Genomic DNA, 14903 nt, shown 5'->3' on the forward strand with positions numbered 1-14903 from the left:
TGAAACAGGAGCGGATCATGGCCGAGAAAACATGTTTAGTTATTGGTGGTGGACGCGGGATGGGTGCCGCAACGGCACGCGAGATGCACGCGCGGGGGTACCAATTGGCGCTGATGTCGCCTTCGGACTCCTGCGAGTTACTGGCGCAGGAACTGGGCGGCGTCGCGCATCGCGGCAAGGCAGAGAATGCCGCCGATACACAGGCCGCCTTCGATCTGGCCATGGCCACTTACGGACGTATTGATGCCTGCCTGATCCATGTGGGGGGTCCGCCAAAGGGTGATTTGCTGGATATTCCCGAAGAAGACTGGGACCGCGCGCATGAGATGGTTCTGAAACCCGTTATACGCATGGCCAAGCTTCTGGCCCCGGTGATGGAGGCGCAGGGTGGTGGCTCAATCGTCAATATCACCACATTTTCAGCCTTCGAACCGTCGCTGACCTTTCCGACCTCAAGTGTTTATCGTGTGGGTGTATCCAGTTTTACCAAACAGTTTTCAGATCGCTATGGCCCGGCGAATATTCGCATGAACTGTTTGTTGCCGGGATTCACCGACAGTCTGGATCTGCCGCATAAATTTGCGGAAATGTCCGCGCTGGGCCGGTTGGCAAGGGCCGAAGAACAAGCGAAGGCGGCTGCCTTCCTGCTGAGCGACGACAGCAGCTATATCACCGGCCAATCCTTGCGCGTCGATGGTGGCGTCACCCGGCATATGTGAGCGGATCATGCAGGTCGAAAAGCCAGCCCGACAGTTGCGTTTGGGATTTGTCGGAACCGGAGTGATCACCGAGGCGGTTGTGACCGGCCTTTTGGCGACCGATCTGGAAATAGCAGAGGTTCACGTAACCAAACGCAACCAAGAAGTGTCCGCGCGTCTGGCCGCCAGCAGCGCGCGGGTGCAGGTTCACGCGTCCGCTCAGGCGGTTGTTGATTGCTCTGATCTGGTGTTTCTGGCTGTCCGTCCGCAAGATGCCCGGTCAGTGCTGTCTCCGCTGACGTTTTCCGAAGGACAACATGTGTGCAGCCTGATCGCCACGCTGACCCATGAAGTTTTGCAAGGTTGGATTGGCACACACGTGCGCCTGTTTCGATCAATCCCTCTGCCATCGGTCGCCCACCATCGCGGTGTCACAGTCCTGTTTCCGCATGACCCTTTGGGTGAGGGTCTGTTTGGTGCGTTGGGCACGGTGGTCAGTGCCAAAACGGTAGAGGAGTTCGATGCCTTTGCCGCAGCCAGCGCGCTGATGGGCACGTATTTCGGCATTCTGGGTACAGCCGCGGACTGGATGCAGTCCAATGGGATCGGGCGGGTGGACGCGCAGCGCTATCTGAGCGGCGTTTTTTCCGGGCTGGCGCACACGATGATGGAAGATCGCGACAAGCCTTATGAAACGCTGCGGGTTGAACACTCCACCCCGGCTGGGTTGAACGCGCAATTGTTCGAAGTCTTTGCAGATGCCCGTGGTCCCGACGCATTAAAGGCGGGGCTCGACAGCGTTCTACTACGGTTGTCTGATGCCCGCAAAACATCCGGGGGAGGCGTCCAATGACGCGTCATCTGCACGGTAAAACCGTTCTATTGACGGGGTCCACCGGGTCGATTGGCCAGGCCATCGCACGCGAATTGGCGGCTGAAGGCGCGCGTGTTCTGCTGCACTATAACAGCAATGCGGCCCGTGCTGACGCTCTGGCGACGGATCTCGGGCAGGGGGCAATTGCGCTTGTGGCCTTTACCCAGAATCTGGCCCGCGACTATGCGCCTGACAACATTCGGGTGAATGGCGTGGCCCCGGGCGAGGTTCGGACACCGATGTTGGAAAGCAATATGGCGCGTTCGGGCCGAAGTCTTGATGACCTGAATGCGCTGGTGCCGTTTGGTCGGATTGGCGAGCCCGATGAGATCGCCGCGCTTGTTGCCTTCCTGGCATCGGACGAGGCGCAATATCTGTGTGGGTCGGTGGTGGAAATCACGGGTGCTCTGGCGGTGGCCTGAAGTAACGAAAAGGGAGAAACCATGCGCTGGTCCAGAACGCTGCAAACAGTCGATGTGCATTGTGCCGGTGAAATTGGCCGTGTGGTTACAGGAGGAGTGCTGGACATCCCCGGCGCAACAATGGCTGACAAGCTGGACCATCTGAACAAGGTCGATGACAGCCTGCGCCAACTGCTTTGTTCGGAACCTCGTTCTGCCCCGGCAGGATCTTTTTGCCTGTTGGTTCCAGCTTGCGATCCGCAGGCAGATATTGGGTTCATTGTGCTGCAGCCGGATCAGGCGCACGCGATGTCGGGTTCGAACGCCATGTGCGCTGTCACGGCTCTGTTGGAAACTGGGATGATCCTGATAACCGGCCCCGAAACCGTTATCACGCTGGACACAGCGGCGGGCCTTGTGCGGGCACGGGCCACATGTGAAGACGGGAAGGTAACGCGGGTTTCGCTGGATATGCCGCCCGCTTTTGTGGCCAAGAAGGACGTTGAAATTCAGACGCCCGATTGGGGAACAATCCGCTATGATCTGTGTTTCGGCGGTGTCTTCTATGCATTGGTTGATGTGGATCAGGTCGGGTTGTCGATTACGCCGGACAACGCCCGCGCGCTTGCAACGCAGGGCGTTGCCCTGCGCAATCTGATTGCCGAAATCGAGGACGCTCCGCACCCGACCACGTCGGCCCTGAACGGTTTGGCCTATGTCATGTTCCGGTCGACAGACCCGGACGGTGCGGTGCGAACCTGCACAACACTGCGTCCGGGCCGCGCGGACAGATCGCCTTGTGGCACCGGATCGAATGCCAACATGGCGGTGCGCCACGCAACGGGGTTGGCCTTGCCCGGCGACAGGGTCGTGTCACGTTCGATTATCGGCGGAGAGTTCACAACCGAGCTGTTGAGCCTCACCAAAGTGGGGCCCTATCAAGCCACCCAAAACCGTGTTTCCGGGCAATGTTGGATCTATGGGATCAGCCAGATCGGATTGGATCCAAGCGACCCGTTTCCAAATGGTTTCAGACTGTCAGACACCTGGGGTGGTTAGCGATTGAGGCCGCTTAAACAGCGCGTCCAGATTTCAGCCCTGCACGATCATGACCGCGCATTTTGCATGGCGTACAACCTTGGCAGCGTTTGGACCCAGCGGATAGTCGCGACATTAGTGGCAATTGGCTTGCGGGTGAAACCAAGTGTGACGATTCAAAAGACAATCAAGAGCACTATCGTTGCCAGACCCCATAGCGTCATCTGGTAGTGCGTATTCTGCGCGCCTTCGTGGCAAAACCAATAACAGAACCAGTTTCCTACGATCAAAAAGCCAGCCCAGGTGGCGGTGAACAACAAAACCCCCAGCACCCCGATTGCTCTGGCGTTGGCTGGCTCAATCACACCTATGGTGGCGAGGATCAGAGAAGCGACTCCGATCCAAAGCGTAAGCGTCGCGAGGCCCTCCCAGCAAACAATCAGTTTGAACAGAAACTTTTGAATAGCGGGGTTTTCGATGCTGCGATGGGCGACGACCTCATACGCCTCGGGGTACTCTTCTTGCATCCGCTCCATGCTGAGCACTTGCGCGGTGAACGTTTCGTTGAGGTCCGGATGCAAGACGTTCTCGACGAACCCAGTGCTCAACCAAGCCGCAAGGAAAAATACTGCTGCGGATTGCGCAACGAGGACCATTATTTCTAACAAAGTAACCTACTCCGCCAATGTGACGGGGTGGTCTGTGCCACCCCGTCGCGTTTTAGCTCCAGTACATTTGGGCCGGGCGTATTTCCAAGGAAATATGTTGCGCTGCCCCGCCAAGCCCTTCGCGCGTGTGGTTATAAAGCGACCGCCAATACGGTTGGATCGTGACACCGTCTTCGCGGACAATCTGTTCGCCCTGCGCCATCAGTTCGCGACGTTTCTCAACGTCTGGCGTCGCAAGCGCTTGTTCGAGGATTGCGTCGAAGTCCGGATTGGACCAGCCGAACTCGTTCCATGGCTCACCTGACCGATAGGCCAGCGCCCAGATTTGGACGCCCAGCGGACGGTGGTTCCAGTTGGTTGAGCTGAACGGGTACTTTGCCCAGTCATTCCAGAACGTCGATCCCGGCAGAACCGTGCGCTTGACCTTGATACCGGCGTCTCTGAGTTGAGCAGCAACGGCGTCCGTGGTGTCTTTGCGCCACGCATCGTCGATTGACAGCAGCTCGTGCTCATAGTCTTCCATCCCGGCTTCTTTGATCAATTCCAGTGCTTGGGCAGGATCATAGGTTGGCATACCGATATCGGCATATTCCGGATGCGCAGGACCGACATGGTGGTTGGCGGCAACAGCTCCTCGTCCACCGTACCCAAGTTCAAGCAGAACGGCGTTATCCACCGCCATTGAAATGGCCTGACGGACACGTTTGTCTGCATAAGGCTGCACGCCGTCAACTTCGGCCTGTTGGTTTGGGCGGATGACGATGGTCGCCATGGTGACGACCTCGTTTTCAACCCAGCCGTCCAGCCCGGTCAGGATGTCAATGAACTCGCCTTCCGAGATATAGACCATGTCGATCTCGCCGGCATCCGCCGCCGCAAGGTGGGCCGATGGGTCGGTTCCGAAGTCGATGAACTCGACGCGGTCGAGCCAGGCGCCGTTGCCGGCATTCCACCAGGTGTGGTCGTCATTGCGGACCAGAACGCCTTTTACGCCAACCTCAAGGCTTTCCGGCAAGTAAGCACCGGTCCCAATCGGGTTACCCAGCATATTTTCCGCGTCATGGGACGAATGCACGATGGCCGCTGGATAATCTGCCATGCCCGCGATCAGCGATATGTCCGGGCGCGGCAGGTTCAGCTGAACCGTGTGACTGTCGACAACTTTGATGGCACCTTCCAGTGCGCGCTCTGTTTCCGGATCGACCAGAACCGAGAAACGCCCGGCCATGGAGTTACCTTCCACAGACTTGTCGCACCATCCGGTGATGTTGCGCGCCACATCGTCGGCAGTAAATTCGTCGCCATTATTCCAGGTCACACCTTTTCGAACGTTCAGAGTATAGGTTTGCGCATCATCCGAAATCTCCCAACTCTCCAGCAGCGCGGGCGAAAAGGTTCCATCGTTTTCGTATGCGACAAGGTTTTCCAGCCAGCCTTTGGCAAAATTCGCGATTTCGTTCCAGTCAAATGTACGCGGGTCCTTCAGGCCGCGTACATCCATCTGAATACGCACCGTACCGCCTTGTTTTGGTTCAGTGGCAGCCTGGGCGGGCGCGGGCAGACCCAGCATCGCATAAGCTGTTGCTGCTGTTGCCCCGAATGAACTGGCGATGGCCAAAAATTCACGGCGGTTCACCGCATCGTTGCCGACCTTCCTGGCCTGATCGGTGATCACTTGCGGCAGTGGTTTCCCTGTACGGGTTCTGAAAGTCATGTGTTTTCCTCTCTGTTGGTCGTGAGGTGGACCCCTCGGTGTGTGCGGCGTGGTTTCGCCATGTGGTGCCCGGCCGGGTTGCCGGGTTCTAATGTGGTCTGCGCATGGTTTCGATTGCGTCGGCTTCCGTGACGGTCGAGCAGATACTCGACAGAACGCGCGGCTGTTCGTAGGGCCAGGGCGTGCCGCGATGGAGCACCGCACGCTGATCCCAGATCAGTACGTCGCCAACCTGCCAGTTGTGGGAATAGACAAACTGCGGTTGCGTGCAGAAGTCGATGAGTTCCTCGATGATCGACTGGCCTTCGGCTTCGTCGTAGCCATCCAGTTTGAAGGCGTGTGACGCGATATAAAGCGCCTCGCGCCCGTTGACCGGATTGCGCCACAACGCATTCCAATGCTGGTCCGGCCATTTGTTGAACATCGGCAATTCAGCCAGTTCGGGCGAGATTTTGCGGCGCGAATGGCTATAGCGATGCCAGATGCCGCGTCCGCGCACCTTTGCCTTCATGTCTTCGGGCATGTTCGCCCAGGCTGCGCGGGTGCTGGCCAGTTCCGTGGCACCGCCCTCGGTCGTGGCGACACGGCTGATCAGGATGTTCGTCAGCGCCGGTGTGGGGAGAAATGTGCTGTCGGAATGCCAAAGAAAATTCGATTTCAGGTTCAGCGTGTGCAGGTCCATTTCTTCGGTGATCGAACCGTCGTCCCGCACGTTGGAAACGGTTGGAACCTCGAACTTTTCGCCCTTTTTGCGCTCGTCAGCTTTGCGATCCTCGATGGGACCGAAGAGTTCGGCCAGTTGCTTGTGCTGGGCGTCAGAGATGTCCTGACCGCGGAACAAAAGGGCTGAATGTTCTTCGAATAGAGCGCGTATTTGCCCGAACAACCGGCTGTCGGTTGCGTCAGTCAGATTGATCCCGGTCACTTCAACTCCGAAATGCGGGTTCAGGGGGCGTGTTTCAAATGCGGACATGGCGACCTCTTACACGGTTGCTTTGGCTTCGATTTCTTCGGGTGGCAGATCCTTGACCAGATCCCAGGCGCGGGATTTGCCGGGGTTCAGCAAACCCTTTGGGTCCAGTCGTTTTTTCCAGGCGAGGTGCAGATAGTCAGCGGTTTTCAAACCACCGCTTTCCACATGGAAACTATGGGCGTCAAACACGCCGTGCCCGTGTTCTTCGTAAATTCGACCGATCTCTCGCAGGCGATCTTCGGTGGAGTACCAGATGATTGGCAGATCAAAGGCGACGACCTCGCCGTTTAGCAACGAGAATTCGTGATGCTGCCAGACATCGTCACCCAAGGCTGCACCAACCTTTGCAACCGCGCCCGCGTCGGATGCATCCGGTACGCCGATTTGTTGGTAGGTCGCTGACCGGTCCGCTTTCAGAACCTGCAGAGTGGTGTGGTTATAGGCAAATTCGAACACATGGGGCAGTGATGCTGCCTTCCGGTCATCTTCGGTCAATTCCAGATCAAGACTTCCGCCCAGATCCGCAATGAGGCCGCGAAACCGGGCCATATCGGTCGCGGGTACCAGCGAAACAAGAAGGTGCTTGTCGGGCCGGACATGGCCTTTCAGTCGGGGGAAATACTCCACAATCCGCGCGTCTACAGTGCTGGCCAGCTTACATCCGATCTGATCGTCGGTCGCAACCGCGTACCCGGCGGTGTAGCAGTCTTGGTAGCTGTCGAACGTCGCCATGCACCCGATCCAATCCGGGTGGGGAACCGTACGCAGCGTCACTTCGGTAATGACCCCGTTCAAGCCCCAAGCATGATGTATTTGCAGAACGTCCTGACCTTCGAACACATATTCCTGGGGGTTTTCTTCGACGGACAGAGCCTTGAGCTGCAGGATGTTGCCGGGCTCTCTGAGAACACCGTTCGCAATCGAGCCAATGCCCGCAGAACCGCCCGCGACAAACCCGCCGATCGTTGCGATATCCTGCGTCGACGGGAACATGGCCATTTCCCACCCCTGCGCCATCAGCGCCGCGTTGACATCGGCCATCAGCGCGCCTGCTTCGGCGCGGACAAAGCCGTCTCCGATTTCCAATACGCGGTTCATCCGGGTGGTTTCGATGATCAGACCACCGTGCAACGGCACGGCCTGTCCGTAATTGCCCGTCCCGCCGCCACGCAGCACGACGGGGGCATCTGCGTCATACGCGGTCTTGAGGCAATGCGCCATCTCTTCAACGGTTTTCGGCAGGGCGACCAGATCGCCAAAACTGCGTTTGAGCTGTTGATTCAGAATAGGGCTGTACCAGAAGAAATCGCGCGACCGTTTCTTGACCAGAACGGGTTCGTCGATCACTTCGACCGGCGCGAGGCGTTCGGCAAACGCGGCCCAGTCCAGATCGCTTTTTCCTGAAATCGACGTCATGCAATCTCTCCTGTCAGAGCATGCTTCAAGGGTTTGGGTGCGGATGTCCCGGTCAGCCAGTCCGAGGTTGATGCGGCATCAAAGATCAGCAGGTCTTCGACTGCGGCCCCATCCACGTTGGTTGGTGACAGACCCAGCGCTGTTTGCGCATTTGTGGTGATCATGGGCAGTAAATCACCAAATGGCGGGTCCAGATGGGCCGTAAGCGCTGCCAGTTCCAGACTTTTGCGTGGGTCATGGCGGCCAAGGGGGCAAAAAGCGTCGCGCACGTTGTCGGTGCCCACTACGACGGGAACACCTGCGGCGCGCAGCTCACTGATCCGCGTGATCCCGCGCCGGTCTGGTGTGCCTGTGCTGCGCCCCTGCAGATACAGGTTGGACGTTGGCAGGCTGGCAATGGTCAGCCCGGCCCGTGCGATCTTGTCCAAAAGCGCTTGCAAAGGTTCGCCCGCGACGTTGATCAGGCTGCAGGCGTGACCGCATAGCACGGGGCCCTGAAACCCGGTCTCGATGAGGGTGTCTGCAATGATCTCCAGCCCGTCCAGCCCTTGGTGCAACCCTTCATCAACGTGAAAATCCAATGCGAGGCCATGCTTTTCAGCCAGCTGAACCGCAACTTGTATCGCGGCGTGGCGATCCGGTTGGTTCAAAACGAACAGCCCGAGCACCCCATTGCCACGGGCGATCTCGCGACCTATTGCATTTGCCTTGGCCGGGTCGGCCAAATCGGTTGTGTTCAACAGCGAAGCGACTTGTAGGTGGACCGTATCCTGATAATCCACCGCGAGCTCTTGTAGCACGGACCATGCCAAAGGCGGCGAGGTGCTTTCCGGATCAGCGGCCCAGTCGAAATGACTTCGAACGATGCCGCACCCCGAGGACATCAACTCCTGTAGTCCCCGTTCCGCCCGCTGGCGCAGGTCGTCTTCCGTCCAAAACATGCGGTCGCGGCGCTGGGCGTCCATGGCGGCATTTAGATCTCCGCCAATCCGGCCCATTCTTGAGATCGTGTGGCATTTATCCAGATGCACATGGCATTCGGTCAGGCGCGGGGTGATCAAACCTGATGGATGACAAGGCGCGGTGCTAGGGCGTAAACAAACTGCCTGTCCGCCCCGGATAATCAGATCGCCCGCCAAACAATCCGAAATCTGCGTGCCCCCAAAACCATGCGGATCCAAGAGCAGCGAGACAGGGACAAGCACGTTCTCGACAACATACGAATCTGTTGCATTCAGCATGTTCATGTCGCGCCACTCCGGTGATCGAACCGGGCGAACTCGGCAAGAAACTGCGCGAAATTGTCGGCGGCTGTATCCAAGAGGCGTTCCCCCTTTTCCAGAGTCGCGGCAGAGGCATCCCCGCAAGCCCCATCCGGATGCAGGTCATCAATGATCCAGCCCGGCCGCGCGGCTTGCCCGGTCAGACCAATATGGTTGAATTGCTTTTCCCAATCCCGGTTGGCGGGAACAAAGTTCTGCGCCCGGCTCATATCCACGAGATGCGGTTTAGCCGCCAACATAGAGGAGGTCTCGGACTCTCCGGCATGCAAGTCTACCGAGGCAGTATCGGGGTCTAGGATGTTTTCCCAATCGGAAAAACCGAACCACGAGCATGTAACAACGATCATCTCATGCGCGATCCGTAAATCACGCGCGGCGGTTTCCAACACTGCTGTGTTTCCCCCATGGCCGTTGAACAGAACAAGCCGCTGTACACCTGCTCGCGCGATCGAGGCCCCGATGTCGCGCAACACCGCCAGCAAAGTATCCGCAGACAGGCTGAGGGTTCCGGGATGCCGATCATGTTCGCCGCTTTTGGTGACGGTCAAACCCGGCAGGATCAGCACGTTCTGCTCGGCATGCAGGCGAGGCAAAGTACGCTCGACCACAGCGGCCACCAAGTCACTGTCAACGGATACCGGCAGATGGGGACCGTGTTGTTCTGTGGCTCCGATTGGCAGAACGGCAACCAGATCATCTGGCAGATCGCGAAAATCCGGCGCTTTGTGATTGGCCCAATAGCCTTGAATGCTCATGCGAGCCTCCCAAACAGGCGGCTCGATGAACGGCAGAAACGACTGGATGGAGGTCGGTCGTGTTCGCTTATCAACCGGGTGACTTCGTTCGCCCGCCCTGATGTATGACAAGGCGGGTGGATCCCCGGTATTGGACCGAAATTGAAGTAGAGTGCGTACACGACACACAGCAAATGACCACGTTTGCCCATATCGCCCTCCTTGACGAAACTGGAATACGTGGCCCTTGGATTATCCGTGCCAGAGAAGTGCGCTAAGACTTGCAAAGAAAGTTTGAACTCGCAAGAAAAATTCAAAATCAGAAAAGAGTACAGGAAAATGAAAGAGTTAAACCCATCCGATATGTCACCTCCGTTCGCGCGCTATGCGCATGGGGTCGAAATTCCCCGCGATTGGAGGCTTGTTCAAACCTCAGGGCAATTGGGGATTCGCGCCGATGAAAGCGTCCCGGAAGGCGCATATGATCAAGCGATTGTCTGTTTTCAAAACATCGAAAAAATTCTGCGGTCAGCGGGTATGGGTGCAGGGGATGTAGCGCATATCAAAGCTTTTGTAACCGACCGATCGCACATGGCAGGCTACATGCGCGCCCGGGATGAATTTATTGCTTCGACCAGCCGCTTACCAAGCTCGACGCTGTTGATCGTCAGCGGTTTTACGAGGCCGGAGTTCAAGGTCGAAGTCGAGGTGCTTTCCGCCGCTCCGTAGGGAAGCTGTTAAATTCAGTGGTATCGTTCACCCTGCCGACAAACGGGCCAGTGGTGATCTGCGCTTTCTGTTTCAAATGTCTTTTTTGGGCTTCGGTGTCGCTGGTGTTGTTAAGTGCGGCAGCCAAAAGGGGTTAGGGTGCCAGAGAATCGCTAGGGGAATACTTCGTGACAAATGATCATAGCGTAATTGAAAATGTCTTCATCCCAACGGCGGATGGTCGCAACCTGGCCGCTCGGATCTGGTTGCCGGTCACTGGGCCAAGCCCGGCCATTCTGGAATACCTGCCTTATCGCAAACGCGATGGCACGGCACCTCGGGATGAATCTACTCACCCCGTGTTTGCCCGCGCGGGCTATGCATGTGTCCGGGTGGATATCACGGGAACCGGTGACAGCGACGGGCAGTTCGATGACGAGTATTCCGAACAGGAACTGAGCGATGGCGAGGCGGTCTTGGCGTGGATTGCCGCGCAGGATTGGTGTGACGGCAATATTGGTATGATCGGGATCTCCTGGGGTGGCTTCAATGGGCTGCAACTGGCGTACCGTCAGCCTGAGGCGCTCAAGGCCGTAGTTTCCGTTGCTTCGACCGTGGATCGTTATGCTGATGACATCCATTTTATGGGCGGCTGTCTGCTGAGCGATAATGCAAACTGGGCCAGTCAGATGTTTGCCTATCTGTCGCGACCGGCGGATCCGGACTTGCGTGAGGATTGGCGTGAGGATTGGCTGAACCGGATGGAAACGCTGCCCTTTTCCGCAGTGGATTGGTTGCGGCATCCCACGCGTGATGCGTTTTGGAAACACGGATCCGTGTGTGAGGACTGGGATGCAATCAAAGTTCCGGTGCTGGCCATGACAGGCTGGGCTGATGCCTATGTCAACGCGCCCTCCGCGATTGCGACCCATTTGAAAGTCCCGGCCAAAGCAATGGTTGGCCCTTGGGAGCATCGTTATCCACACATCTCAAAACTTGCACCATCCGATTTCCACTCGGAAGTGATTACGTGGTTTGATCGCTGGCTCAAAGGGCGGCAGAACGGGGCCGAGGACCTGCCAGATTATCGTACTTTCATGCAGGAACACTTCCAACCGACCAAACAGAATGGCCCACGCAAAGGGCGCTGGATTGCCGAACAGAATTGGCCGTCGGACAATGTGAAAGATCGGTTTCTACACTTGACGCATGACGGGTTTGGTGCCGGACCTACCAGCGGCACAGTCACCGTAAGCAGCCCGGCCAGTGTTGGAGCAACCAGCGGATATTTCTGTCCAGGAATGCGCTTTGACAATGAACTGTGCGGCGATCAGGCACCCGATGATGTGCTGTCGCAATGCTTTGACACTGCTGTGCTGGATGAACCTTTGGAGATTTTGGGACGGGCGCGGCTGCGCTTTGCATTCAGCGTCGATAAACCGGTCGCGCAACTGATGGCGCGGCTGTGTGATGTTTCCCCCGAAGGGGTGTCCCAGCGTATCAGTTACAGGCCGCTAAATCTTTGCCATTATGCCAGTCACGAAACGCCTGAAACCCTTGTGCCGGGACAGGTTTACGAGGCGCAAATCCTGCTAAACGAATGCGCCCATCACCTGCACGCAGGGCACCGGTTGCGGCTCGCGCTGTCGACCAGCTATTGGCCCGTTGTCTGGCCCGCACCAGAACAGGCCAAGGTCACGCTTCATCTGGACCGCAGCGTTCTGCAATTGCCGATACGCGAGGTTGAGGCGGAAATCGAACCGCAGAACCCGGGTCCGGCACGGGATTTTCCTGTACTGGAAACAGAAGTACTGCGCGCGCCGTCCGGGCGATCCGATCAGCATGTGCTTGACGATGGGACCCTCGTTCTGGACACGTTCGACGACTATGGTAAAGCGCGTGATCCCTATCACGGACTGGTCGTTGGCAGCCATGTCGCCATGCATTACAGCATCCACCCCGACGACCCTGCATCCGCCCGTTTTGATAGCCAATGGCGTTTCACCTTCGAGCGGGGCGACTGGAACGTGGAGATTGAGACCGAGAGTTCGATGCATTGTGATGCGCAGAATTTCTACCTGACACGAAAACTGCGGGCTACCGAAGGCGCAGAGGGCACTGAAGTCATAGTCAAAGAGTGGACGGAAAGCGTCCCGCGCGGATTTCACTGACGGCTTCAAGACTGCGAGCATCAACAGTTCAAAAAAGTTAAATCCTGCCGGTTCCGGTTTGTTTCATTGCTGATCGGACCTGCAGGCCCAAACGAGGCTGTACAAAGTCTGCCATCGTCGTTAAGGGCGTGATCTTTCTTCTGCAAGGTGATGTATGCCCAACCTCTTCGACCTGCCAATGACGCTCTCGCAGGCGTTGACCAACAAAGGTTACAGCGAACTTACGCCCGTTCAGGTGGCGGTGACGCAGCCTGAGCTGGCCCAGCTTGACCTTTTGGTGTCAGCGCAAACCGGATCAGGAAAGACGGTTGGCTTTGGGTTGGCAATTGCACCCGACCTGCTGGACAAAGACGGCCGGTTTGATCGACCGGCAGCCCCTTTGGCCTTGGTCATCGCGCCCACACGTGAACTGGCCATGCAGGTTCAGCGAGAGTTTGACTGGCTTTTCTCTGAAGCCGGGATCGTTACCGCATCTGCCGTGGGTGGTATGGATGCGCGCACGGAACGCAGAGCGATTGAGCGCGGCGCACACGTCATCGTCGCCACGCCCGGTCGTCTCAGAGACCACGTGTCGCGAGGCGTGATCGATCTGGGTGATCTCAAAGCGGTTGTCCTGGACGAAGCGGATGAGATGCTGGACATGGGGTTCTCCGAGGATCTCGAATTCATTCTGGATCACACTCCGGAAAACCGTCGGACTTTGCTGTTTTCCGCAACGGTACCGCGCGGTATCGCCAAGCTTGCGCAGACCTATCAGAAAGAAGACGCCCGTCGGATTGAGGTCGGCAACAAAGACGCCCAGCACGCTGACATTTCCTATCTTGCGCTGTCCGTGGCCCCGTCAGACATCGAAAAGGCGATCATCAACCTTTTGCGTTTTCATGATGCGCAAACGGCGATCATCTTCGCCAATACCCGGTCTATGGTGGCCCGCTTGACTGCGAAGTTCTCCAACAGGGGGTTTTCGGTGGTTTCGCTTTCGGGTGAACTGAGCCAGTCCGAGCGCACCCACGCTTTGCAGGCCCTGCGCGACGGGCGGGCGCGTGTATGTATCGCAACAGATGTGGCTGCACGCGGCATTGACCTGCCCCGGCTGGAACTTGTGATCCACGCGGATCTGCCGTCCAATGCGGAATCCCTGTTGCACCGGTCCGGGCGAACAGGCCGCGCCGGACGCAAGGGCACTTCGGTGCTGATTGTACCTGGGCGCCAACGGTCAAAGGCACAACGCCTGTTGAAATCCGCCAAACTAGAGGCGGAATGGGGTACGCCACCTTCCGCCGAAGCGGTCCTTGCGCGCGATGAAGAACGGCTGATGTCCGATCCGGGATGGAGCCAATCGCCAAGCGCCGAAGAACAGGCTTTTGCGCAAAGGCTGTTGCAAGAGCATTCAGCCGAGAAAATTGCGGCGGCGTTTCTGCGGCTCTACCGCGAGCGCAATTCCGCGCCCGAGATTTTGGGTGACGTGCCTGAACCGGGTGCCCGTAAAAAGCGGGAGGCTTCGGATTTCGGGCCCAGCACTTGGTTTTCGTTGTCTTTGGGCCGCAAACAGCGGGCTGAGCCGCGTTGGTTGCTGCCGATGCTGTGTCGAAATGCCGGGATCTCCAAAGATGCGATTGGGGCCATTCGTGTCCAGTACCAGCAAACATTCGTTGAAATCCTCAGCGACGCAGTACCGGCGATGAAGAACGAGCTTGGCCCTGAGCTTGATCTTGAACAGGGCGCGCGCTTGACCGAATTGCCGGGCGTTCCGGATTTCGACGCCTCGCCCAAAGGCCCCCCGGCTGCGCCGAAAGCACCACGTAAAACGCCACGCCCAGATCGGAAAGCGGACACATCGCGTCGAGACAGCAAGCCCGCTGGCGCGTCGAAACCAGCTGAGTTTGAACCAAGCCCAAAAAAACCGAAGAAGCGCCGGGAAAACCCGGACAAACCAAAGTCTGCAAAGCCGAAGGCAGGTCAGGGCAACCCCGGAAAGAAACCAACGGGTAAAAGCGGCGGTGCGGAAAACAAACGGCGCAAAAACGCGGCCGATCCGTCGAAACCGATGGGGTCACGGACCGAACGCCACAAAAGTCGACAGGACGGCGATAAGCCCAAGACCTTTAAAGTGCGTGCGAAAAAAGGCCCAGATGCGCGTCCGATGAGGAAACCATCGCGGACAAAATGAACCTTGACCATGTCTGCTTGCGGATCCCGTGCAAGCAACATCCACAAAGGTTTCG

13 protein-coding genes are annotated in these 14903 nt (G+C 57.7%); 7 read left to right on the top strand and 6 right to left on the bottom strand.

Features of this window, described 5'->3' with window-relative positions; genetic code table 11:
* The first annotated feature begins 17 nt into the window (after window positions 1–17).
* From ACXADZ_RS20955 to ACXADZ_RS20970, 4 genes are read left to right on the top strand one after another with little or no spacing between them, the layout of a single operon-like run.
* Complete coding sequence (locus ACXADZ_RS20955; protein ID WP_171095408.1) at window positions 18–719, top strand: SDR family oxidoreductase; 702 nt, start codon at window positions 18–20, stop codon at window positions 717–719.
* A gap of 7 nt (window positions 720–726) precedes the next feature.
* A complete protein-coding gene (locus tag ACXADZ_RS20960) occupies window positions 727–1551 on the top strand; it encodes a pyrroline-5-carboxylate reductase (protein ID WP_475199614.1) in 825 nt (274 codons plus the stop codon).
* On the top strand, window positions 1548–1994 hold the full coding sequence (locus tag ACXADZ_RS20965; RefSeq protein WP_475199617.1) for an SDR family NAD(P)-dependent oxidoreductase: 447 nt from the start codon (window positions 1548–1550) through the stop codon (window positions 1992–1994). The genes ACXADZ_RS20960 and ACXADZ_RS20965 overlap by 4 nt, the downstream gene beginning before the upstream one ends.
* Before the next feature lie 21 nt (window positions 1995–2015).
* A complete protein-coding gene (locus tag ACXADZ_RS20970; protein WP_475199619.1) occupies window positions 2016–3032 on the top strand; it encodes a proline racemase family protein in 1017 nt (338 codons plus the stop codon).
* Between the two features lie 155 nt (window positions 3033–3187).
* On the opposite strand, the gene ACXADZ_RS20975 is transcribed toward ACXADZ_RS20970, so the two are convergent.
* From ACXADZ_RS20975 to ACXADZ_RS21000, 6 genes are all read right to left on the bottom strand, one after another.
* Window positions 3188–3679 (bottom strand): DUF2165 family protein, encoded by a 492-nt coding sequence (locus tag ACXADZ_RS20975; RefSeq protein WP_475199622.1) that lies wholly within the window; start codon window positions 3677–3679, stop codon window positions 3188–3190.
* 52 nt (window positions 3680–3731) lie between these two features.
* Complete coding sequence (locus ACXADZ_RS20980; RefSeq protein WP_475199624.1) at window positions 3732–5393, bottom strand: ABC transporter substrate-binding protein; 1662 nt, start codon at window positions 5391–5393, stop codon at window positions 3732–3734.
* A gap of 88 nt (window positions 5394–5481) precedes the next feature.
* On the bottom strand, window positions 5482–6366 hold the full coding sequence (locus ACXADZ_RS20985) for a TauD/TfdA dioxygenase family protein (protein ID WP_475199627.1): 885 nt from the start codon (window positions 6364–6366) through the stop codon (window positions 5482–5484).
* A gap of 9 nt (window positions 6367–6375) precedes the next feature.
* Window positions 6376–7782 (bottom strand): FAD-binding oxidoreductase, encoded by a 1407-nt coding sequence (locus ACXADZ_RS20990; protein ID WP_475199629.1) that lies wholly within the window; start codon window positions 7780–7782, stop codon window positions 6376–6378.
* On the bottom strand, window positions 7779–9029 hold the full coding sequence (locus tag ACXADZ_RS20995) for an amidohydrolase family protein (protein WP_253746651.1): 1251 nt from the start codon (window positions 9027–9029) through the stop codon (window positions 7779–7781). The genes ACXADZ_RS20990 and ACXADZ_RS20995 overlap by 4 nt, the downstream gene beginning before the upstream one ends.
* Complete coding sequence (locus ACXADZ_RS21000) at window positions 9026–9820, bottom strand: creatininase family protein (protein ID WP_475199630.1); 795 nt, start codon at window positions 9818–9820, stop codon at window positions 9026–9028. The genes ACXADZ_RS20995 and ACXADZ_RS21000 overlap by 4 nt, the downstream gene beginning before the upstream one ends.
* Before the next feature lie 201 nt (window positions 9821–10021).
* On the opposite strand from ACXADZ_RS21000, the gene ACXADZ_RS21005 reads away from it, so the two are divergent.
* The 3 genes from ACXADZ_RS21005 (at window position 10022) to ACXADZ_RS21015 (ending at window position 14848) form a co-directional block, all read left to right on the top strand.
* Window positions 10022–10528: a RidA family protein gene (locus ACXADZ_RS21005; RefSeq protein WP_475199633.1), complete on the top strand. Its 507-nt coding sequence runs from the start codon at window positions 10022–10024 to the stop codon at window positions 10526–10528.
* Between the two features lie 167 nt (window positions 10529–10695).
* On the top strand, window positions 10696–12678 hold the full coding sequence (locus tag ACXADZ_RS21010; RefSeq protein WP_475199636.1) for a CocE/NonD family hydrolase: 1983 nt from the start codon (window positions 10696–10698) through the stop codon (window positions 12676–12678).
* Between the two features lie 154 nt (window positions 12679–12832).
* Window positions 12833–14848 carry a DEAD/DEAH box helicase gene (locus ACXADZ_RS21015; protein ID WP_475199638.1) on the top strand — a complete coding sequence of 672 codons (2016 nt, stop codon included), beginning with the start codon at window positions 12833–12835 and terminating at the stop codon, window positions 14846–14848.
* Window positions 14849–14903 lie beyond the last annotated feature (55 nt).

This window comes from Ruegeria sp. ABM4_193, from assembly GCF_056158705.1.

What these genes read in the sequence shown, in the direction of transcription:
- ACXADZ_RS20955 (WP_171095408.1), top strand. Translation starts at nt 18, where the DNA reads ATGGCCGAGAAAACATGTTTAGTTATTGGTGGTGGACGCGGGATGGGT.
- ACXADZ_RS20960 (WP_475199614.1), top strand. Translation starts at nt 727, where the DNA reads ATGCAGGTCGAAAAGCCAGCCCGACAGTTGCGTTTGGGATTTGTCGGA.
- ACXADZ_RS20965 (WP_475199617.1), top strand. Translation starts at nt 1,548, where the DNA reads ATGACGCGTCATCTGCACGGTAAAACCGTTCTATTGACGGGGTCCACC.
- ACXADZ_RS20970 (WP_475199619.1), top strand. Translation starts at nt 2,016, where the DNA reads ATGCGCTGGTCCAGAACGCTGCAAACAGTCGATGTGCATTGTGCCGGT.
- ACXADZ_RS20980 (WP_475199624.1), bottom strand. Translation starts at nt 5,393, where the DNA reads ATGACTTTCAGAACCCGTACAGGGAAACCACTGCCGCAAGTGATCACC.
- ACXADZ_RS20985 (WP_475199627.1), bottom strand. Translation starts at nt 6,366, where the DNA reads ATGTCCGCATTTGAAACACGCCCCCTGAACCCGCATTTCGGAGTTGAA.
- ACXADZ_RS20990 (WP_475199629.1), bottom strand. Translation starts at nt 7,782, where the DNA reads ATGACGTCGATTTCAGGAAAAAGCGATCTGGACTGGGCCGCGTTTGCC.
- ACXADZ_RS20995 (WP_253746651.1), bottom strand. Translation starts at nt 9,029, where the DNA reads ATGAACATGCTGAATGCAACAGATTCGTATGTTGTCGAGAACGTGCTT.
- ACXADZ_RS21000 (WP_475199630.1), bottom strand. Translation starts at nt 9,820, where the DNA reads ATGAGCATTCAAGGCTATTGGGCCAATCACAAAGCGCCGGATTTTCGC.
- ACXADZ_RS21015 (WP_475199638.1), top strand. Translation starts at nt 12,833, where the DNA reads ATGCCCAACCTCTTCGACCTGCCAATGACGCTCTCGCAGGCGTTGACC.